Below are 21121 nucleotides of genomic sequence, written 5' to 3' on the forward strand. Positions count from 1 at the left end.
GCGAAGCGACCGACGATGGGCACTGTGGCTAAGCGGCGATTTGCGAAGTCAGTTCTTGATAGAGCGAGATATGTTCGCTAGCCATCTGTTTAAGTGTGAAATGTTGTAACACCCATTGCCTTGCAAGTGGCGACATTCGTGTACGAAGGTCTCGGTTTTCGATCATTGTACTGATCATCGCCGAAAGGCTTTCGCAATCGTTCGGACGGGCAAGTAGACCCGTTTCACCATCGATTACCATGTCGATGATTCCACCTTGGCGGAATCCGACAACGGGGGTTCCACACGCGAGGCTTTCCAGGACCGTATTGGGAAGGTTGTCTTGCCGCGAGGGGATCACAAAGAGATCAGCAGCGCTGTAGATCTCGGCCATTTCGTGTTCATCCTCAATGTAGCCGAGTGAGATGATTCTGATGTTGGGTGAGGCGACCCTAGCAAGCTGACTTTGTTCGGCGCGTCCAAGCACTAACAGTACTACAGGATCGGCCGTCTTCAATTGACGCAGTGCCTTCAGAAGCAAGTCGAACCCTTTTCGGAAATTGCCAACACTATCGGCAACAAATAACATCGCAACTTCGTCACGACGCAGTTGAAGTTGCTTCCTGCGTGCGTCGCGATAGGTCGGTTTGAAAATATCGACGTCGATACCGTTGGGAAGATGACAGATTCGAAAACGACGAAGCAATCGGCTTTTTTGAGCACACTCACCGATCCATCGCGACGGAGCGACGATGGTCAATCGTTGAGGATCGATCTGATCAAAGAGGTCTCGTTTAAAATTGAAATTTCGATGGGCCAGGTCTTTGACGCGACGAGAATGAAGTTCTGGGCAAGATCCACATTGCTGTTGATACAAGTCGCAGGGGCCGTTGTAGTGGCATCCACCAGTCATCAAGTTTAGGTCATGAAGAGTCCAGACCATTGGGATGTGATTTGGCAGCTGTGTCAGTAGCGATGGAAGGTCAACCATCGCCGTTATCCAGTGCAAGTGAACGACGTCTGCATCTTGGCAGCGACGATCCATATCTGCGATCGGTCCTCGGCTTAGCGAGAACAGATCGCAATTTGGTCCGGTTTGGTAGCGCATCACCGGCAGTCGAAGCATCAAGCTTTTTGCCGATAGGTAGGCATTCTTGAAAACTGCCGTGGCTGGATAGACAGGCTGAATGCCAGCCGTGTCTTCGCCGCTGTGAAACCGAGTCAACAGGCGTGCGTCGCAGTTTTGGGCTCGCAAGCCATCGTGCAGCCGTTTGGTCGCTCGTGCCGCGCCACCCCGGACGCCGTGCGTGCTGACAAGAGTAACGTTCATGGTTAGACGTGCCGGTCAGCCGCTATGCATCACCGTTATCACGATCCAATGGCCGGGCCAGGATCGGTTCGGTGGGAGAATGGTAGGGCGTCTTCTGCGCGAGTGCGCGAACCAATTGCGTGATCTGCTGACGCTGCTTTTCAATTGAATGCAGCAAGTAAAATCCCACGATCGGAAAGCAAACGGCAAGCGTGTAGAGCAGAAAGTCCGCTCCACGACCAATGCTTAAGCGAGACGCGATCTGCTGCAAGATGTTGGGGTTCAGCACCAGCACAAGTGCAGTGGCCCAGACCGAACCACGCATCAAACCAATCGAGCGACGACTCTGGTGCCGCAACTGAAGCATCACTTCAACAGCGAGCGCGGCAAGCAACAGCCCGCCAAAGAGCCATTGAAAGGGAATCATCGGGTCACCTTTGAGATAAAGATTCGAAAGAGAATTCGAAACGCGGCCGAATTTCGTTGCCCTTTTTCTAACGTCCCTTCGGTATATCGAATCGTGACGGGGACTTCGGTCCATCGCAGTTTTGAGGCTGCCAAACGGTCCAGAAATTCGCTTGCGTGCGCCATTCCGTCTTCAAACATTCGCAATCGCGTTGCGGCGTTTGATGTCATTACACGATAGCCATTATGTGTGTCAGTTAATGGCAATCCGCTTGTCAATCGAGTCAGCACAACCCCAGCTTTCAAGATCAGTCGACGCAGTGGAGGCACGTTTTCTGCATTGCCTAAAAAGCGACTTCCCAGCGTCACGTCGGCTCGGCCATCGACGATGGGCTGAATCATTTTGAGCAGGTCTTCGCCACGGTGTTGGCCGTCGGCATCGAAGGTGACAATCAAGTCCGCTTGGTTTGAAATTGCAAAATCAATTCCGGTTTGCAGTGCCGCACCTTGGCCGCGATTGACAATGTGGCGGAGAACCCAAACATCTTCGGCCGCAGCAAGGTTCGCGGTATCGTCGGCTGACCCATCATCAACCACAACGATGTCACGAACTCCCGATCGCCGCAGGTTGTCGATGACCGTCTTTATCCTGGATGATTCGTTATACGCCGGAATGACAACAAACAGACGCCCGACCGAGCTTCGAACAGCATTCTCCGTGACGCTGTCAAGCGGCAAGCTTTCACACTTGCGTTCGACAGACGCGTCAGATGTTTCGATAGGTCGGCTTGCTACCAATGACACGTGACAGTTCAGGTATGGTTTAACGATCGGCGCGGACTTCGTCCTGTTCGGTGACACTTCATTCAACCGGGTGTGGTTGACTGCTTATGTCTGGCCAGAATGACTCGAATAGCACGGTGCGATCAAGTCCCCGAGAGTGGTATTCGCGATCAACCGTCATCCCTTACACAAAAGTGTTCTTAGACGCTCAGGTTCACTCGGCGGTCATTCTTCGCAAAAGCGGAGATCTACAGCATTTTGGCGCAAATACGATCCTGAAATGTGAAGCCTCTGCAGCGCAAAAGTTAACGCAAACTTAAACAGATTCGCGGCAGTATTCGCGATCAAATGTCCGTATCGTCTAGGCATCTCTCAACAGGTCATCAGGCCTCTGAAAGACGTTGGCTAAGAAGATCGGCACGTATTTTTAGTTGACGACGGAAGTTCGTTCGCTGCCGTGGCCTCTTCGCAGGCTCAAGTTGTTTTCAACCTATGATGGACGCCCGGACACAATCTCGAAAAGACTTTTTGTTTGGTGGCGGACTTGCCATTGGGCTGCTCACGCTCGTCGTGTTCGCCCATTTACCTGGAGTCAACGGAGCCTTTGTTTTCGATGATGTTCCGGAGATCCGCGACAACCCGAGTCTGGGGCAGGTTCCCTCGATCTCTCAATTGCTGCGAACCAGGTCAGTCACCTATTTGACGCTTCGGTTGAACTATTGGTTTGGTGGCTCGTCGCCGACAAGCTATCACTTGGTCAATGTGGCAATCCACATTCTCAACTCGTTCGCAGTTTGGATCGTTCTCACGGAACTGTTCGAACGTTTGTCTATACCATCGAGACTGCGCAGTGGTTTTAGTAGTCGATCGATCGCCTACGCAATTGCGTTGCTATGGTCGGTTCATCCGATAACAACGCAAGCGGTCGCGTATACGATCCAGCGAGCCGAGTCACTTTGGGGATTGCTGTTTCTGGTCGGATGGTGGTTGTACTTGAAGGCCCAGGGAAGACGTGTGTGGCAAGTCGCTTCGATCATCGTGTTCTGGTTGGCGATCGGATCCAAGGAGCCTGCGGTTTTTGCACTCGCGGTGGTCGCCGCGTTCGATTGGCTTTCTTCGGACGTTAGTGGACGCGAGTGGTTGCGGAGTCGGTGGATCTTCTTTGTGTTGTTACTAGCGCCGGTGTTGTTGGGTGGCCTGTTCGTGGTCGGTCCAACGCTGTGGAATTCGGATGATTCCGCCGCCGCCGGATTTGCGATCAAACACCTTTTACCAATTCAATACTGGCTAACACAGCCAGCGGTCACGTTGCGATATCTTTGGTTGGTGGTGTGGCCTGCTGGGCAAACGTTTGACTACCTTTGGCCTCCAGCAACCAACCCGCAGAAGATCCTCGTCTCGATCGCTTTGATCGGTTCGATGCTGATCGGTACGTTTTGGGGGCTGTGGCGACGGAATTGGTGGAGTCTTTTTCCGTTGGGATTCTTTGTTTGTATCGCGACAACTGCATTCGTCCCGTTGCTGGATATCATCGTTGAACATCGAATCTATCTGGCGAGCGTTTGGGTGATCGCAGCGATCGTGCTTGTCTCGATTCGATTTATTCAGCCGTCAAAGCATACAGCTGCAGCAATTGTGTTTGTGCTGACACTGGTTCTTGGGGTTTCAACATTCCGCCGGTCGGAACTTTATGCCTCGCCGGTAGAGCTTTGGAAAGACACCGCGAACAAAGCGCCTTGGAACTACCGAGCGTTCTTCAATATCGGTTCGACGCTTCTGACTGCTGATCAACCTGAAGATTCACTCCCGTATTTTGAAAAAGCATTTCAAGCGAGCGGTCTTCAATGGCAACCAGATTATGAAAAGGCCAATGTGTATTCTGGCTACGCCGCTGCCTTGTCTGCGGTGGATCAATGGGCGGAAGCTGTCGTCGCAGCCGAAACAGCGGTCAAGCTGACGCCCGGCGGAAGCGAACATTTGATTCGCTTGGCCGACGTCCATCTTGCACACAACCATTTGCAAGAAGCCGAGCAATCGCTTTACCAAGCAATCCAGAATCGACCTCTCCGAGCTGATTTGTACGTTCACTTAACATCGGTGCTAGCTGCACAGAAGCGATGGGGCGTTGCTTTGGAATGGATCAACAAGGGGATCTCTCTATGCGGTGCGGACGATCGTTCGCTCGTTCTTCGGAAAGCTCAACTCGATTGGATGAACGACGATCAGGTAGCCGCCAACAAGGTTTTAGGTTCGCTTTCAGGTTCGGGAGATATTGATGACACTGTCCGTGAACTGGGGCGATGGCTTGCCGAGTCCAATCGCTTTGACGAATCTGAACGTGTGCTTGCGGTGATCGGTGAAAGGCCAAGCCAGAATCCTGATGTCGCCAAACTCCGTTATCGATCAGCATTTCGCAATGGCGACCTGGATCTTGCCGAGTCAATGATTAAGAAACAGTTGATCAGCGTTGCATCGGATCAGCGACAGTATTGGGAGATTGAGGCGGCGTTGATGAACGCCCGGCGTGGTGAACTAAACGCATCGCTTGATCAATTGCGTCGACTGCAGGGGAAAGCCAATGATGATCCTCATTTTCATGCCGCGATTGCTGATGTGTTCCGCTGGTCGGACCGAAAGCCAGAAGCGATCAAGCATTATCGCGAAGCGATCGAGCTTGGTCAGCCCGAGAGTAGCGTCTTCAATAATCTCGGTGCTTTGATTTCGAACGATGACCCGGCTGCAGCCGAAAGGTACCTTCGAAGGGCAGTCGAGATTGATCGTTCAAATTTCAACGCCTGGCACAGCCTTGGTAACGCCTTGGTCCGCCAAGGCAAATTACAAGACGCGATTAAGTGCTACCAATCTGCAGTGCAAATTAACCCAGGATTTCAGCCTGCAAGAATCGTGCTGGATCGCCTCGCCAGGCTTGAAAACGATTCGGCAAAATAGTTCGGCGTTGCTACTGCGATATGGGGATTGATTCCAACGCTTGCAGCAACTGGTTCGCCGGTGCAAAGTTTGGATGCCGGTCAATGATGCTTCTTAATCTCGTGGTTGCTTCGTCACGTTTCCCAAGGCGAGCATCGATTGCCGCAATGTTGAAATCGGCCTGAAGGTAAGTCGGTTGCACCGCCAAGGCTTTTTGAAAGTATTTCCGGGCGGTTCGGGGCTCATTTTCCGCCGACAGTGCACCTAGATTGACAAGAGCCTCGACGTTCGTCGCATCGACACCGACTTCGGCTTCGAGGTGCTGTCGCGCGAGTTTTCGATCACCTGTTTGCAGATAATAGTTTCCTAGTAGGAAATTTGCTTGTTCTGTCGGAGGTGACTGCGTTGCCGCCACTTTCCAATGCTGTACCGCTTCATCCATGTTTTGTTCCGAAGCAAAGAGACTTCCGAGCAGGACGTTAACGCGTCCGTCTTCGGGGTGGTCGGAAAGCCATGTTTCGCAAAGTTGTTTTGCTGGATCGAATTTTCCTTGTCGTGCCAACAAAGCGATCAAGCTGTAGTGTGGTGCGGCCTCGGACGGCCGAAGTTCGATCGAACGTCGGAAGTTTGCTTCCGCCAACTCCAGTTGTCCCAGCGCTACCTGAGATTTGGCAAGGTTGAAGAGGATAACTTCGTCCTGTGGCGATAGCTCAGCAGCGACGGAAAACATCTTTTCTGCCGTTTCGAAGTCCTTTTGCCGGATCGCCAGTAGGCCGGCTTGTTGCCGGGTTCGAGCGTCTTTTGGGTTGCGTTTTACGGCTTCCACAATATGCACCGCAGCCTTGTTAGGAAGATTCAATTCTATGTAGGCACGCGCGAGGTTGCCGTGAACTTGTTGTGGATAGCCGCCAATTTGGACAGCGTGTTCAAGGGCATCAATCGACTGATCCCATTCGGACTGCTCTGCGAAGGCTTCACCCAGGTTGGTATATGCACGGGCCAAATACATATTTTGGTGGCCTGCCCCTTGTGTCTTGTCGATTACGTCTTGCCACATGGCAACACGGGACGAATAGATTGCGTTTCGATTGACCGTGAGCAGTGCAAACACAAACGCCGCTCCTCCAAACAGTGCGATCGGCAATACTTTTGATCGTTCCTCAGATGATTCGATCCAGCGAAACAGCGAGGCGACAATCGCTATCAAGACAAACCCGCAAGATAGATATGCACGGTGTTCCACAGCGAGATCCTGAAGCGGCATCAAGCTGGTCGGGACAAACATCAGCAAAGCAGCCAAAATCGTAAAAGCGAATACAGGAAAACGACTCGCTTTTAAAATGCATCCGACCGCGGCAACGAAGACGATAGCGGTACTTAACGCGATCTTCCACATCTCAGTTTCTGGAGGCCAGCCGTAGTCAAATACCAATGGTTCTGGCCAAAGCATCAATCGAATGTAGTGAAGCAAGATCAACGGTTGAGTCGCGACGTACTGCCCAGGCCGGATCGACTCCATCGAGAAGCCCACACTCGAGTTGGATGCTAACAGCGTAGGGCCTTTGATCGCTGCAGCGACCAATAGCAATGTGGCGCAGCCGACCCAAACTGTCGAACGTCGTTTCAGCGTCTCGCCCCAACCGGTCGACAAAAACAAACGGTCGTAGAGCATTCCGATGGGTAACGCCATGACCATTACTTCTTTGCTTGCCGCTCCAGCCAGGAAAATGCCCACTGCAAACCATTGCCACCTTCGTTTCCGTGACGAAACTGACGAATGATCCAGGGCGATCAGGAAGCCTAGCATTGACATCGCCATCAGTATTTCGGCTCGTTGAACCAGATAGGTAACCGCTTGGGTGCAGAGCGGATGTACCGCCCAAAGCATCGCGATCAAAAATGCGGCCAGCTGAACCGATCGGATTCTGGATCGAGGGTTTCGTAGCAATCGGATCGAGAATGCGTAGAGTAAAACAACCGATAGCGTATGAATCGAATTGTTGACCCAATGAAACCCGCGAGGATCCAAACCGGAAAGCTGATAGTTGATCGCGAACGTGCCCATCGTCAGCCCGCGGACACTGGTCCAAAGTTCGGGATTCAATACGCCAGTTTGGATTTGATTGTTGGCGACGATATTATTGTGATCGTCCAGCAGGAATACGCCGTTTAATGATGGGGCGTAGACAGCCAATGATACAACGGCTAACGCCACAATGGCCTTCGTATGTTGCCACCGACTGATGGGAATCAAATCAGTGGAATTGGTTTCCTGCAACGATTGAGCTGCCTGTTCTGATTCCACCAGAGAGTCTTTGGGAGCAAGCTTCTCGGTCATTGAGCATATTCAAAGCAAACGAGTTTCGCTTCGTCCTTGATGTACAAGTACCGATCGAAGACGGCAGGTGATGTGTAGAGCGGAGCTTGAGCGATTGGAGTTTCTGTGACCATCATGCGAGTTGCTGCGCCGTTCTTGATTTCGGCAATCGCGACGTGGCCATCTTCGCCTGTCAGCAGCAACGATGCCCCAAGTCGCAAGCCTTGGCCTCGACCGAGTTGGCTTGACTCGGATTCCCAGATCATGTCTCCGCTGCGGATGTCAATGCTGCGAAGCTTTGATCCGCCCTGTCGCTTGGCTGTGAATCCAAATACGTAGTGATCTTGTACGATCAAGCTGTTGAACTGCGAATCGAGTATACGACGATCTTTCCAGATAACTTGATAGCTACGGTCCGCGTTGACCTTTAAGCAAACCGCCCCGGGACCTGGGCCGGAAACGGCGAGCACCAGATCGCCGACCACCGTGGGGGACGTGCTGTTGTATGACAGGTCTGAGTGCGGGTGGTGTTCGTGATGCCAGTCAACCTGTCCGGTCGAAGGATCGATCGAAACCAATCCTTCGCTCGTCATGGCAAAAACGAAGGGCTCGCCATGGATGACTGCAGAAATGGGCGAGCAATAGCCTGCGGCGTGGTCTGTGGCTGTCCAAATCGTTTCGCCTGTGAACTGATCAATCGCGATCACGCCGGCTTCCTTTAATTCACAGCCCAGGTTGTAAATCAGTTTTCCATCGACAATCAGTGGGCAGGAGCCGACCGCAAAATCGAGATCGTCCATTGAGTACTCAGACCCGAGGTCACGCGACCAGCAAACCGTTCCGTCAGCGATGTTCAGGCAAAAGACTTGGTGTTGCCCACCAACCGCATAGACGTAGTCTCCGTCGATCAATGGGCTCCCAGCTGGGCCATCGCTATATTCGAATTCACAGTGAAATGTGGTTGGGTATCGATGTTCCCACACCAATGAACCCGTCTTGGCATCAAAGCAAGAAATGATTTCGGTATCATCGATCCGGTGCATCAGGAACACGCGTGATCGTGATGTTACCGGCGATCCATATCCGGTTCCCACATCGGCTTGCCAAACTTGCTTTGGTCCTGAACTAGGAAACATCAGTGGCAGCACGTTCGCTTCTAGGCTAGATGTGCGGTTTTTGCCGAAGCGTTGCGGCCATTCGATCGGTTCGCCCACATTTGCGGATGTGGGGTCTGGCGATTTATAAACACCAGCCGCGATGGGATTTTTCGCCACGTCTCTCTCTGGAGAACCGTGTAATACGATTCCCAGAAGCACACTGATCACGCCGCAAAATAAGAGAGCTGATTGGTGGTGCCGAATCAGCTTCCGCCGCTGGGTGATCATGGTTAACTGTGGTGTGCTGACTGTTTAGATGAATAGGAATTCGAATCACCATCGCCCTGAAGAACCAGGATTTTAAGCCTGCTGATGCCCAGAAGTGAACTGCATGTCAAATTTCGATTTGATAAGCAACCCGCTAGGGGCGTCATGTACCCAAACACAGATGGTTGCTACGTGTCGATTGACGCTTGGTCAGACAAAATCGCTTTGATCCAACCATGTAGCTTGCAACCGCCACCACAGCACCAGGTTTGCAAAACGTCAAATGGTGCACCGGTCTTTTTTGCGTCCATGACGATCTTTTCCAGTCGAGAGCGGAGTTCATCGAGTCGCAATTCGACGGGTTCCATTACCAGATGCGGGCGGTCAATCGAGGCAACATCACGTTTGAGTTGTTCCGCTTCGGCATGTGTCTTCTGGCTCGATCGGGCGATCATCCGAGTGAACTCGCCGCCTCCGGATTCGATGGTCCAGAACCAATAGGCACGGGCTGAAACAAAGCACAGCGTAGTGGTTTCGGCACCTGCATCGACCAAGGCGACGGCAGGAAGTTGCGGCTGACCCACACGGTCATCCGCATCAACGGAAGGTTTGTCTTGGTCATCGGTTGGCCCCGAAATTAGCTCTTTGAATTCAACCGCTGCTAGGTTCATCAACGCGATTGGCGCCGCTTGGATACCGCTAACGGTCAGGCCCGCGCTTTCGAGCATTGCGACAAAGGGATCCAAGTGAGACTTTTTAGCGGCCGCAACAAACGAAGGACGGCCGATACCGTGGTCCTCATCATCAGGCAATTCACAAAGCCATTTGACGAGGACAACATCATCGAGTTCGACAGGGATTCTGTCTTTGATCTCGCGTTCGAACAGCAGTTTGGCTTGTTTGTCATTGACCGGAGGCAACTGAACAAACCGGGTGACCAATTCGCGTCCACGAAGGCTAACCCAGACGGGGACTTCGGTCAGATCGCGGCCTTCAATAAATTCCGTGATGCTTTCTTTCAGCCAATCTTGGTTGAGATCGCCGCCTTTTAATTGCGCGCCCAAGTTGTCGAAGCGTTTTACAAAACCATCGACAATACTGATCGAACCGTCTTCATCGTTACGCTGTAGGCAAACGGCGTGGATAGAACTTGATCCGATATCGAATCCCCAGCAACGGTTTTGCTTTTTGCGACGCAGCCGACCCAGTAATCCTTGTTTGGGTTGGAAAAACTGATCTGTGATGGGGGCTTCGCCTAAGCCTTGCAGCGCCAATCCGAGCGCAACGTTGCATTCCGCCGGGGCACGCTGGATCTCGGGATGATCAAAACCTTGAACGCACTTTGGGAATGCGAGTACGTTTAGATCGCCGCCGATGCGGCTGTGGGCTTTGGGGCCGCGGGTGGCGAATAGTGATCGCGGATCTTGGCGTTCGGCTTTGATTCGTTTTGCGATGATCGTCAGTGCTTCTTTCGCTTTTGCGTCGGCAGGAGCGATTTCACACCATCGTTTCGCTAGGCGACCGAGTGATGGAGTTGCAAAGGGTTCACCGGCAAACTGCTGTGAGATCCAAAGTAGCTTTTCAGATCTTTCGACGAGAGCGGTGTGCTTATCGTCTCTAGAAAAACCGGGGACACTATTGAGTAACTCCATCGCGGCACGATAGCGATTTTGATCGAGCCGACGTTCCGCCTTTTGCTGGAGTTTTTCGCCAACCTGTTTCGCAAGCCGCTGGTACTTTTGATTCTCCGGTTGCTGTTCAAGCAACAGTTCAAGGTGTTGACCGGCAGCGGCGTAATCGCGTGCTTCGATTGCTTTGCGAAGTTCATTGGTTGCAAACTCCGACTGCTGAATGGTCAGTTGTGATTTTTCAAGGATTCGTCGAGCGTCGTCGGTCAGTAGCTTTTCAGGCAGGTTCTGAAGAAGCAAGACAGCCTTTTTGTAGTCTTCGCTTTCGAACGCTGCTTTTGCAGCCTTGATCGACTCGGACGCATTGGTGGTCAATTGACTGGCGATTTGCTCGATCTTTTCCAATGCGACTTTTGCATTGGCAACGATGTCGTTGAATCGATAGTCGGATTCCTTGCTAATGACGGCGGCCAGCAATGCGCGAGCGCGTTCGTAATCGGCGTTCTTCGTTGACGCCACTGCATCGGCGAGCTTCTGTTCGAGTTGCTGTTTTCGCTTTCCGATCGCGACGCGCAAGTCTTGGCCGCAGCTGCCGCAGAAAGCTTGGGTTAGCAGAACAGGTTTGTCGCAGCCGATGCACTTTTCATAAAGCGTGTGCCCACATTCAGCACAAAACTGACTGGAAGACACATTGGCTGTTTGACATTTACCGCACGACACCATTCCAGAAGTCGCAGTCGTGGCTGGTTGTGCTTGAATGTGATCTGTCGACATAAAAAACAAACAATTTCGTGGGCCGTTCCAAGGGAAGCAGTTAAGTGCCCCATCAAGAAACTTGAGTTGAATTAAAGCACGAGCAGGACGATCTATCTCTAGCTATCGTCATCGTTGCTACGACCGCCGGATGCTCTCGCACCTTCGACGGCAACCGAAGTCAAGCTCTGCGAGACGTCGACACCAAGTAGGTCCGCTAGCTGAATGCAAATGGCGATCGGGCTAGCACCTGTGGAATCGCGGGCGTCCTGCAATCGATTGTTCACATGAATCTTGTCAAGTGACTCTGGTAGTCGTTCAATGGCTTTCTCGTACCATTTCACGGCTCGGTCTTGAGCCCCTTGGCGGTACGGTCCGGAAGCCCGTCGACTTAGGTCCCACCAAGCGTCGCCAATGGCAACCTGTCCTCGCGGGGTTCCAGCACCTTGAAGGTCCATTCGAGCAACTTCGCGCAAGTCATTTTGCGGGCCGTCGACGATTAGTTTCAGTCCGGTCGCCCAGTCGCCTTTGATGAAACAGACGAAGCGTCCGAAAGCAGCTCCGGCCCGCACGTTTTCGGGATCACGGCGGTATTCATCAAGATACGTTTTGGCGTTCTCGTATTCACCTTTGGCGAGTCCCAGCTGAGTGCGTAGTCGATTCATCAAACGAGAGACTTCGTCGAATCGTGTACCGCCGGTATAGCGACCAGCGATTCGGCAAATTGAGGCAGCACGCATGTACTCGTCTTCTCGAATCGCAGTCAGTACGACCGGGACGGTGCGTTTAAGCAGCGGTGCGCCGTCGATGACGCTATCGTTTCGCGACGAGGTGCCTTCGCCAAATTCTTGAATCCATTTCAAGTTTTCGTCCAGTGCGCTGACGTCAAACCGGGAGACCCGCTGATCGATCGCGCGAAGTACCAACGCCGCGTCTTCGGCTTCGATCGCAAATTTGATCGCGGCTTGTTGCAACGCATAGGCACCGCCTGGATCGCTCGTCATGTCGTAAGCGAGATCTAGAAACTCGCCAGCCAACGTCGATTTATCATCATTCGTTGTGGCTTCTTTGATACGGCTTGAAAACACAGAACGCAATTTGGTTTGTGCGGACCGAATCTGCACGACGGTGGGAACTGCGTCGCGAGCATAGTCATGCTCTTCAATTAAGACGCGATCAACGACGAAGTCATCGCCTGAGACTGCTAAATCCACATCGGTAATCGCATCGGTTTGTCCGGGCATGATTTCATCGGACGGGGCGTTCTCTTCGCCAGGTTCTGCAAATGCGATCGTTTGGTGGATTTCCGAAGCCTTGAAGTCCTGTTCGTCTTTGATGAACATCGCGTCGATCAGCAAACGCATTTCGACATTTTTTTGGATCAAGGTTGGAAGGCCGTTTGCCCATAGGCCGATCAAGCTGTCGCCACGTTTGTGAAACAAATAAGGCTCGATCTCGCCGGCGACTTGACGTGTAGCAGGAAAGTCAGCGGGTTCCGTCCATTGCGGAGCTTTGGAGTCGTTGACTTCGAGTAGCAGTAGCGTGTTCGCTGCACCGTCGCGAATATGGTTGGGATCCAGCCCGATTCCGTTGGAGGCGTCCAAGAAAGTTGAAAACTCACCAGCGACTCCGACGATGTTTGTTCGCGTCTTGCCATGGGTGAAGAACTCGTCGGGAATGTATTCCAGCAATTCTTTGTTGACGCCGAAGTTCCAAGGCGTCGAATGGTCAAACTGCTTGTAGAGCTCAGGGTAGCCGAGGTAAGGCAGCAATTCGACTCGCCAAGAGAGGCACGCGATACCCGCGTCATTAACGGTGCTTGGGGTTGGCAACTTTCCATCGTGGTCTTTGCGATACGCCATCAAGGCATCAAAGATCTTGAGCATCTTTTGAACTGTCGCGCGGCGGCTCTCTTCGTCCGAAATGTCGCCAGTTGCGGGGCGTTCACTTAGTGGTTTAATCTCGATCTCGGCAACGCTTGTCTCTGCCACGTCAGCTTGTTCCCCGACAGCCGTGGTTGCCGTGTCCGTACTTTTGACAGCGGAGACTTGCGATACTTGCGGAGCGGTCGGCGTCGGTTTGGGGGACGGCGTGGGTTGTGCGGCAGGTGCGGGAGTGGGCTCTGCCGCGGCGACTTGGTCGGCACCATCCGGATTGCCACGAGGGCGTGCGGCGGCCTTCATGAATAGGTCTTCGCGGTCGTCCGAACAGCCGGCCTGAACGAACAGAACCGACAAGACACAAATGCTAAAGACGATCGAACGTCGACAAATAGATGTATGGTTCATCAAATATCCAGTCCTTAAAGAACCGAAGAGGTCTGCGTGATCCCGAGCCGAGTGATCGCGAAATCTCAACTTAGTTTTTGACATTTGAAACAGATACCCAGATGGGTAGCCAGCTCGAGTATGTGTCGGACTTGGGGTCGCCGACTTTGACATAGCCGCGGTTTTGATCCAGGTTGTACTGCAGGTCGGGACAACCCTCTGGAACCGTGATTCGCAGCCGATAGGAGCCGTCTTGATCGGCCTTCGTCAGTTCGGTTTCCAACGCATCAGGGACGATTTCGAGGACTTCAATTTCCCGAGCTTTGTCTACTCGTGAGCGGACGGTGACATAAAAGTCTTTTCGCTTTCCACCGTCTAAGGTCCCCATGTCGAGCCCCGTCTTTTGATATAGCTCGGGGCCATAGAAACCGATCGGAGGGCGAACCTTACCAGAGAACGGAATGGCATGTTCGTGGTTGCCGGTGCCCGTTTCTGCATGCACGACCAACATTCCATTGAACTTTCCAAAGTCGCCCGATTTAAGATTCACCGTCATCGCGACAGCAGATGTCGCCGAATGATTCTTCAATTCGCCTTCATCAGGAGATGCGGGTTCGGTGGTCCAATCCAGTTCGAATCCATCAGCGGAAACAGATTTGACCTCAAACTGATCGGACAGTTGTGTGAACACGTAAAAGCTAGCCGTTGCCGATTCGCCCAAGTCGTTCTTTTCAAAGCGGATCGATTTAGGTGCGATGATTTCCTGGCGTCGTTTAGCGGTGCATGAGAACCTGACCTTCGGATTGATCGGATCGTTGGTTGCCAGGAAGACCGAGTTTGCGGCATCGATCGAATCGCTTTCGGGGACGGTCCATTCCAGATCACATTTCGCTGATTGGCCGGGTGCGACCACGTTGGTGTCAAGAGTTACGCGAATGTCGTCACGACCTTTGTCGAGAACGTCGAGTTCCAAGTCGACTTCGCCCACATTGGAAACCTTGAATGAGTGCCGGCAAACTTTGCCAGCGGCAACCCATTCGAAGTCGTGTTGCATCACGCTTGATCGGACGCGTGCAGTCGGGATCGACTTTAGCTGTTCCTTGCGTTCGATCTCGGCAAGCATGGCGTCGTATTCGTCACGTCGACTATCCGGCACGCCCCAGGGTTTGTAAACGACGTTTTGGGAGAGGGCGAATACGACTGCAGAGAAACCCACTGTTATGACGAGGGCGATTAACAATCGTTTAGCAAGTACACTCATCGATCGATTTCAATAAATGGCTGTTGTGGCATCGGGCCAGTTTGGATCCCGACGGCTATCCGTTCTGGGCATCTCACTGTTCTGTGTATCTCACACGGCCCGTGTCGGACATCAGATAGGAAGGCTTGTGTTGATGATTCACAAGTGGCGTTCAACGAACTGCATTGAATGAACAGTATTCAACGAACATGGGTCTCAACGGCCCGGAAGCCGATGAGACCCACGATTAATCAAGCAAATCAGGCTTGAATTTCAAACGATCAATCTTCTTCGAAAGCGTTCTTGAAGTAGGTGTCGTTCAGCCACAGGCCGTTGTACATTTCCGAAGGACCAACTTCGACTTTGTCCGAGTTGTATCCGATACGGCTGTAGTCGGTACCAGCAGCGGTGGTGACAGGGAAACCTGGGTTCAGGTATCCGTCGCCCGAAGCGTCGTAGAACAAGCGAACCGAGCCGTCAGCCATCAGGATGTTGCAAGCGTCGGTGTGAATGGCGAACCAGTCACGGGTGTCTTGCAAGTAAGTTCCGGTAGCACCGGCAGCGCGAGTTCCGCTGTCGACTGGGCTAACACATTCGATGGTGGTCGCTTGGCCGCGTTCGCACTGAGCTTGCGACTCCAGAGAAACGTCTTTGTCCAACAGGTGCAGACGGTTGGTGCTCGAGTCGTAATAGGCAGGGCCGTCGTTGAACGACTCAGCCAACAGCATTCCCTTTGGCAAAAGAACTTCGCCTTCAGCATTGGTAACGTCTGCAAGCAGAACGGCTTCGTCGATGTCGCCAGGACCAGCGTCACCCAACAGGCCGATGTTTGAAGCCGAAACACGCGAGGTGTCGATCAGGCTCGAGGTCAATGAACCGATGGTGTCTTGACGCTCTTTGAACTTTCCGCCAGCACCGGCAGCGATGTAGAACGGGTCAGTACCGGCTTGGGCGGTAACTGGAGCGGTACGGACCAAGTGGTAGCCCGACGCGTAGTTGGTCATGTAACCCTTTTCGACGTAGAAGACACCAACGTATCCGCCGTTGTCGAGGGTTTTGCCGTTGTAGTTGTACGATACGGTGTTGTAGGTACCAGCGGTCGCCGACGTTGGGGTGAACAGGACAGAACCTGCACCTTCGGTCATACGAGTGGTGTTGTTGCCTGCAGAAGCACCTGCAGTCGCGGTGGTCTGACCACCCATCAAGTCGTTAACCTTTTCCAGGCCCTTCGCTGGGTTGCTGGGGCACAACATGTCGCCGGTCAAAGCCGATCCGATGTTGACCAAGTCGGCGGCCCACCCGTAGGTGTCCATGTCGCCGTCACGCTTCCAGTCCGATGCACCTGAGCACATACGGGTCAATGGGTCACGGTCAGCAAATGTGTACAGACCGATGCCGAACTGGCGTAGGTTGTTCGAGCAGGTTGCACGACGAGCTGCTTCACGTGCTTTCGTCAGAGCTGGCAATGCCAATGCTGCCAGCAGAGAGATGATGGCGATAACCACCAACAGTTCGATCAGGGTGAAACCTGACTTTCGCATACGCGACATTTCGAAATTTCCTTCTCTGGACTTTAGTGGACAGGAATCAAGGACCGGTCCACAATTGGGAAAACGACCTGAGGTTGTCGGTTGGCAAACGGCAGTTGGACTGAAGCGTTGATTGCGACTCTTCGGTTCGAAGTTCAACTGGGGTTGCTAGCCGGCACCTCTTTATTAATTACTCCAATGCACGGCAGTGGATCACGCGACGCGAACCTGCCGATGCTTCTCGTGACGGAGCCTCGGCGACACACCAAGGATTCTGTTCTCCGTTCGCGGAGCCACTCCGCTGGGCACATCACCGGTAACTGACAGTTGTCTGTTACCCGGTAACGCTGCCCCAACGTCGAGCAGCATTAAATCAAGTCAGTGCGAAGCCTTGATGGAATGAAGATGAGCTTTCGATGAAAGCTGTTGCTCATTCGTCTGGGTCTCTCGTGAAACCACTCTCAGCCAGGCGCGAACCTGATTTGCATCACGGGCGTAATTCAATCGAGCGAAAATAATCTCGCAATCGCAAAGAAGCGGACTTCATCATTCCTTCGCATTGTGTGACCGGGCAGCAGAAGTGGCCCCGCTAAAAGACTGCAAAACGCAGTGCAAAATCATCCGGTCGCCGGTTCACAACATTCCCTTCATCGAATCTTCTAATTCGTTTTTGGGCTCTGATCTGGGGTTCTGCCGCTTCAAAGCCAGAAAGGCTTGGGAGTGAACCGTAAAGGCGCGAAGATTTTGTCTAAAAGCGCCGGTGGAAAATCGCTTTTGCGAACGATCAGTATTCCCGAGGAGTGTCCCCGAGTACTGCGGAGCGGAGTTAGAGAATTGAGCAAACGCCGATGCTGATGATGGTTGGTTTTCGCGAAGCTCGAAAACGGGCCGGATGAAAACCGGCTGTATGCAGCGTTACTCTATGCAGTGTTACTCTTCGTCGTCCGAAGGTGGGTTGTCGCCTTTAATTTTGACCATGCGGATTTGGTTTCCGCGGTCGTTGTAGGTGACTTCGTTCATGATCTCGCTGATCAGCAGGACTCCACGTCCGCCGGGAACTTCCAGCAGTTCATCGCTGCGAGGGTCCGGGACCGAATTCGGGTCAAAGCCTTTGCCTTGATCGGTGATCGTGATCACGGCGCGATCGTCATCACAAGTCATTTCAACCAAAACCTGCTTTTCCGGGTCGCAGCGGTTTCCGTGTCGGATCGCGTTGACAATCGCTTCTTGGTACGCCAATTGAGTGCGAAACAGATCGGTTGCGGGCCACTCGCGATCGGTCATCGCGCCAAGCAATTCTTCGACAAGCTCGCTGCCGACGGTCGTGTCACTGGGGATCTCCCGGCGCAGGGTCCAGGCGGCGCGGTCAGATGACATCACGAATGCCGGTTGAGAAAAGGTGAAGCAAATCTAGAAAGAGATGACGAAGGGGCGTCAAACGAACAACCACATCATACCGTTGATTTAAGATTTGTGTGGAGCCTTTGAAAAGCAGCGGCCTTTCGTGCACGGTTCCGCACGCTCCATCAATGTTGCAGTCACCAGTAGTTGGTGTGTGATGAACGGAAGCCGTCTGGCGAGCTGAATGCGATTGCAGCTTAGAAAGTGCTCTGTTTGGGTTAGCTGTGACGCTTCGTCCGCGACAGTGGAGCCAAACGCTATGAGAGGGTCGGGTCGAGTTCGCGGCCTGGGGGTTTGGATGTCTCCCATTCACTACGTTCAACGTCAAAGAATCGTTCCAGGCGTGTGATCCGGAAAACGTCGCGAACCGTTTCGCACAGCCCTAGGAGCTGCAGTTCCGTTCCTGAGGAGCGAATCATCGATTGCAGGTGAATCAGTTCGTTCAGCCCAGCGCTACTGATCCATTGCACATTCGACAGATCGACGATTACTCGGCGAAACGGATTCTCAAGAGCGGCCGTTAAATGCTCTTCAATATCGGCGGAAAAATATTTGGCTAGCTTCCGCGTACTAATGCCTTTTGTGGTCGGTGCGGCGACCAGAACGGAGTCGTCGATGCGGATGTTCGTTTTTTGACGACGACCAAATTCCATAACAGACTCAATGCTAAGGGGGCGTAAAATTACCGTTGCATCAATTAACGGACCTCAATGCACCAAACTGGGCTAATGCGGCATTCCGCCATGCGGTTTGATGAAATCCCCGTCAATTCCGTATGTTTTATCGACCTGCATGATATCAAAGACATGTCAATTTCGCAATAAAATTCGCTTCTGCCATGCTTTGGTAATGGCGTCATCGGCCGCCATCGCAAATCTACCTTGGATATCGTCAGCGATCCGGAATTCGGGCTGACGGAAACCACCCGTTGGGTTCCCTTTTCCGCAAGCCGTGCGTTAACGCCCATGCATTCTGGCTAACCCGCACCGTGCTGGTTGAGCGTTCGGCTCTGATTGAGTGTTTGGGTTTTAGAAATCCTGTTTGCTCCTAAAAGCGAGTGGTGAAAGCGGCTGATGGCTTTTCCGGGGCAGACGGGGCATGGGTGGGGTGGATGCCGAACGGCCTGTCGGTTTGCAGCGATGCGGAAAATGCCACCGGGGAAATCAAGATTTATAGCCAAAAACCGCGACCGAACCGCAACCTTTTGCGGTGACGATGCGTAGCTTCAGTCTCGATGGGTCTCCATCGGACTTTTCGATCGTATTAAACCTACCCAAAGCGACGCCTTTCTGGTGACCCCTTCCGTGCTTGCGAACCTATCCGCCGCTTCGTCTGGACTACTTTTCGACGCCGCCTCCAACCTTTCTGGTGGCATGCCGCTTGCGCAGATTGGCGACTGGATGCCCAGTTGGGCAACGCCGATTTACGCGATTTCGCTCGGTCTGTTGCTTGGTGCTATTGTTGCCGCTGTGTTCTACGGATTGTTGGCAGCGTTGTCATTGATTCCGCCGCTAGGCAAGCTCGCTGACAACTCGACCCGCGGCAACGTGGTTTCGCTGGTGATTGGCGTAGTGGTTGGCGGATTGCTTTGCATGCGATTTGCGTCTGCGGACGAGGAATATGCTCAGTCGCTTTATTTGCCGCTGATGATGATGGGCATCGTGATGGGCTACGCGGTGGTGTATGGGATGTGGTACCGCACTCGCCAAGAATGGTTTGACATTTTGGGCGAAGGCATCGTGCCATACATCTTGTCGACGCTGGGTGTTTTCACAGTGGTCGGGTTGCTGGGCACCATCTATGTGACCGACCCGATGCAGTTTGTGCGATCGATCCCGCAGGTGAACTTGATCAGCAATGGCACGTTGATTCATGAAGTCACCGTGCCCGGTGCGGATCCATCGGTCGGCCCCGACGAAGCGGTCTTCCATGCCCAGGATTTTGATTACGACCTGCGATCGATGTCCGAATTGGTCATTGAGACCGACAAGACAATCATGTTGGGCGACGGAGCTAACATTGCCGAATTCTCACGCAAGCCAGCTCGGATTGATGCCGGCGAACGGATGGTCTACCGATATGAGGATCGGGATGTCCCGCCGCTGCCATCGGACCCAACAAAACTACACATTCAAAACCGTGAATTGGATCCGGCGACCGTCCGATTCGTTATCACGTCGGTTCCCAAGGTACCGGAGATTTCCCAGGCGGTTGCGATTGGTGTGATCGTGTTCTTTATGATCAGCGCCCTTGTCGCATTCAGGCAAGCCGCACCGCGTGTTTGGGCGTTGGCCTTGTCGACGGCCAAGAATGAGATGGCGCAGACGCTGTACCTGATTCTGCTGGCGATCGGCATCTTCGGTGTGGTCGTGTTTTCGATTTATCCCTTCAACACACTCGGCGACGACATCCGAATGTTCAAAGACAGCAGCGTGATGTTGATCATGGTGCTGGCGATGGGCCAAGCGGTTTGGAGTGCGGGAACAAGTGTTAGCGATGAGATCGAAGGCCGTACCGCGTTGACGGTGCTCAGCAAACCGGTTTCACGTCGATCGTTTTTGCTAGGCAAGTATGCCGGAATCATGATGAGTATCGCGGTGATGTTCGTCATCATCGGTGCGGTGTTGTTGTTGCTGATGTCTTACAAGCCGATTTACGATGCTCGGGAAACGGCTCGCGCCACTCCCGGCTGGCAAATGGGATTCGAAGAGATCATGACGACGATCCCCGTGTTGGGCTTGTACTTCATGCAGACGATGTCAATCGCGGCGATTGCCGTCGCTTTGGCGACACGCTTGCCACTGTTGAGCAATTTGATATCGTGCCTAGTGATTTACGTGATCGGAAACCTCACACAACCATTGGTCGCTTCAGCACGCGGCGAGAATCCGCTGGTCGGATTTGTTGGCAACCTGATTGCCATCGTGGTTCCGAACCTGAACATTTTTAACGTTCAGAGTGCGATTGACAGCGGAAATCAGGTTCCATGGATCTACCTTGCAGCCTCTTTCAACTATCTTGTTGTATTCGCGGTCGCGATATGGATGGTTGCCATGTTGTTATTTGAAGACCGCGATTTGGCCTAGTACGGGTCGCTGCAGATCACGTTCAGTTTCGGCGTGTTGTGCGTTCACGTTAGTGACGCGTCATCCGCCGAATTGTCCGCTCCATCAGCGCCGATCCGCATCATCGGGCTTAGGTGGGACCATTAGCGGAGA

At 53.0% G+C, this 21121-nt stretch carries 13 protein-coding genes; 2 read left to right on the plus strand and 11 right to left on the minus strand.

The genetic code is table 11. The features are described 5' to 3' along the window. Positions 1-28: 28 nt before the first annotated feature. Genes LOC67_RS00615 through LOC67_RS00625 form a run of 3 tightly spaced genes read right to left on the minus strand, consistent with a single transcriptional unit; the run spans position 29 to position 2497 of the window. Positions 29-1309, minus strand: coding sequence for a glycosyltransferase (locus LOC67_RS00615; RefSeq protein ID WP_230260405.1), 1281 nt, complete (start codon positions 1307-1309; stop codon positions 29-31). A gap of 22 nt (positions 1310-1331) precedes the next feature. Beyond that, positions 1332-1715, minus strand: a complete 384-nt coding sequence (locus LOC67_RS00620; RefSeq protein WP_230260407.1) for a DUF2304 domain-containing protein — start codon at positions 1713-1715, stop codon at positions 1332-1334. Beyond that, positions 1712-2497: a glycosyltransferase family 2 protein gene (locus LOC67_RS00625; protein ID WP_230260409.1), complete on the minus strand. Its 786-nt coding sequence runs from the start codon at positions 2495-2497 to the stop codon at positions 1712-1714. The genes LOC67_RS00620 and LOC67_RS00625 overlap by 4 nt, the downstream gene beginning before the upstream one ends. Before the next feature lie 471 nt (positions 2498-2968). Between LOC67_RS00625 and LOC67_RS00630 the strand changes: the two genes are divergently transcribed. Then, positions 2969-5425: a tetratricopeptide repeat protein gene (locus LOC67_RS00630; protein WP_230260411.1), complete on the plus strand. Its 2457-nt coding sequence runs from the start codon at positions 2969-2971 to the stop codon at positions 5423-5425. Between the two features lie 10 nt (positions 5426-5435). Here LOC67_RS00630 and LOC67_RS00635 read toward each other — a convergent pair whose 3' ends face one another. The 8 genes from LOC67_RS00635 to LOC67_RS00670 all read right to left on the minus strand — a co-directional run bounded on the left by LOC67_RS00635 (position 5436) and on the right by LOC67_RS00670 (position 18556). Next, positions 5436-7742, minus strand: coding sequence for a tetratricopeptide repeat protein (locus LOC67_RS00635; protein ID WP_230260413.1), 2307 nt, complete (start codon positions 7740-7742; stop codon positions 5436-5438). Then, positions 7739-8857 carry a PQQ-binding-like beta-propeller repeat protein gene (locus tag LOC67_RS00640; protein ID WP_230260414.1) on the minus strand — a complete coding sequence of 373 codons (1119 nt, stop codon included), beginning with the start codon at positions 8855-8857 and terminating at the stop codon, positions 7739-7741. The genes LOC67_RS00635 and LOC67_RS00640 overlap by 4 nt, the downstream gene beginning before the upstream one ends. A gap of 416 nt (positions 8858-9273) precedes the next feature. Next, on the minus strand, positions 9274-11487 hold the full coding sequence (gene pilM, locus LOC67_RS00645) for a pilus assembly protein PilM (protein ID WP_315861017.1): 2214 nt from the start codon (positions 11485-11487) through the stop codon (positions 9274-9276). 98 nt (positions 11488-11585) lie between these two features. Beyond that, positions 11586-13754, minus strand: a complete 2169-nt coding sequence (locus tag LOC67_RS00650) for a DUF1559 domain-containing protein (protein WP_230260416.1) — start codon at positions 13752-13754, stop codon at positions 11586-11588. A gap of 70 nt (positions 13755-13824) precedes the next feature. Continuing rightward, on the minus strand, positions 13825-14994 hold the full coding sequence (locus tag LOC67_RS00655) for a hypothetical protein (RefSeq protein WP_230260417.1): 1170 nt from the start codon (positions 14992-14994) through the stop codon (positions 13825-13827). Positions 14995-15254: 260 nt separating this feature from the next. Further along, complete coding sequence (locus LOC67_RS00660; protein ID WP_230260418.1) at positions 15255-16523, minus strand: DUF1559 domain-containing protein; 1269 nt, start codon at positions 16521-16523, stop codon at positions 15255-15257. Between the two features lie 909 nt (positions 16524-17432). After that, positions 17433-17879 (minus strand): ATP-binding protein, encoded by a 447-nt coding sequence (locus tag LOC67_RS00665; RefSeq protein ID WP_230260420.1) that lies wholly within the window; start codon positions 17877-17879, stop codon positions 17433-17435. A 281-nt stretch (positions 17880-18160) separates the two neighbouring features. Then, positions 18161-18556 (minus strand): STAS domain-containing protein, encoded by a 396-nt coding sequence (locus LOC67_RS00670; protein ID WP_230260422.1) that lies wholly within the window; start codon positions 18554-18556, stop codon positions 18161-18163. Positions 18557-19195: 639 nt separating this feature from the next. Here LOC67_RS00670 and LOC67_RS00675 point away from each other — a divergent pair. Beyond that, entirely contained in the window at positions 19196-20989 is a 1794-nt protein-coding gene (locus LOC67_RS00675) for an ABC transporter permease (protein WP_230260424.1), read from the plus strand. The last annotated feature ends 132 nt before the right edge of the window (positions 20990-21121 follow it).

The sequence above is a fragment of the Stieleria sp. JC731 genome, from assembly GCF_020966635.1.
In the GTDB taxonomy this organism is placed as follows: domain Bacteria; phylum Planctomycetota; class Planctomycetia; order Pirellulales; family Pirellulaceae; genus Stieleria.

What these genes read in the sequence shown, in the direction of transcription:
- LOC67_RS00660 (WP_230260418.1), bottom strand. Translation starts at nt 16,523, where the DNA reads ATGTCGCGTATGCGAAAGTCAGGTTTCACCCTGATCGAACTGTTGGTG.
- LOC67_RS00635 (WP_230260413.1), bottom strand. Translation starts at nt 7,742, where the DNA reads ATGACCGAGAAGCTTGCTCCCAAAGACTCTCTGGTGGAATCAGAACAG.
- LOC67_RS00650 (WP_230260416.1), bottom strand. Translation starts at nt 13,754, where the DNA reads ATGAACCATACATCTATTTGTCGACGTTCGATCGTCTTTAGCATTTGT.
- LOC67_RS00670 (WP_230260422.1), bottom strand. Translation starts at nt 18,556, where the DNA reads ATGGAATTTGGTCGTCGTCAAAAAACGAACATCCGCATCGACGACTCC.
- LOC67_RS00665 (WP_230260420.1), bottom strand. Translation starts at nt 17,879, where the DNA reads ATGTCATCTGACCGCGCCGCCTGGACCCTGCGCCGGGAGATCCCCAGT.
- LOC67_RS00655 (WP_230260417.1), bottom strand. Translation starts at nt 14,994, where the DNA reads ATGAGTGTACTTGCTAAACGATTGTTAATCGCCCTCGTCATAACAGTG.
- pilM (WP_315861017.1), bottom strand. Translation starts at nt 11,487, where the DNA reads ATGTCGACAGATCACATTCAAGCACAACCAGCCACGACTGCGACTTCT.
- LOC67_RS00620 (WP_230260407.1), bottom strand. Translation starts at nt 1,715, where the DNA reads ATGATTCCCTTTCAATGGCTCTTTGGCGGGCTGTTGCTTGCCGCGCTC.
- LOC67_RS00615 (WP_230260405.1), bottom strand. Translation starts at nt 1,309, where the DNA reads ATGAACGTTACTCTTGTCAGCACGCACGGCGTCCGGGGTGGCGCGGCA.
- LOC67_RS00630 (WP_230260411.1), top strand. Translation starts at nt 2,969, where the DNA reads ATGATGGACGCCCGGACACAATCTCGAAAAGACTTTTTGTTTGGTGGC.
- LOC67_RS00640 (WP_230260414.1), bottom strand. Translation starts at nt 8,857, where the DNA reads ATGTTTCCTAGTTCAGGACCAAAGCAAGTTTGGCAAGCCGATGTGGGA.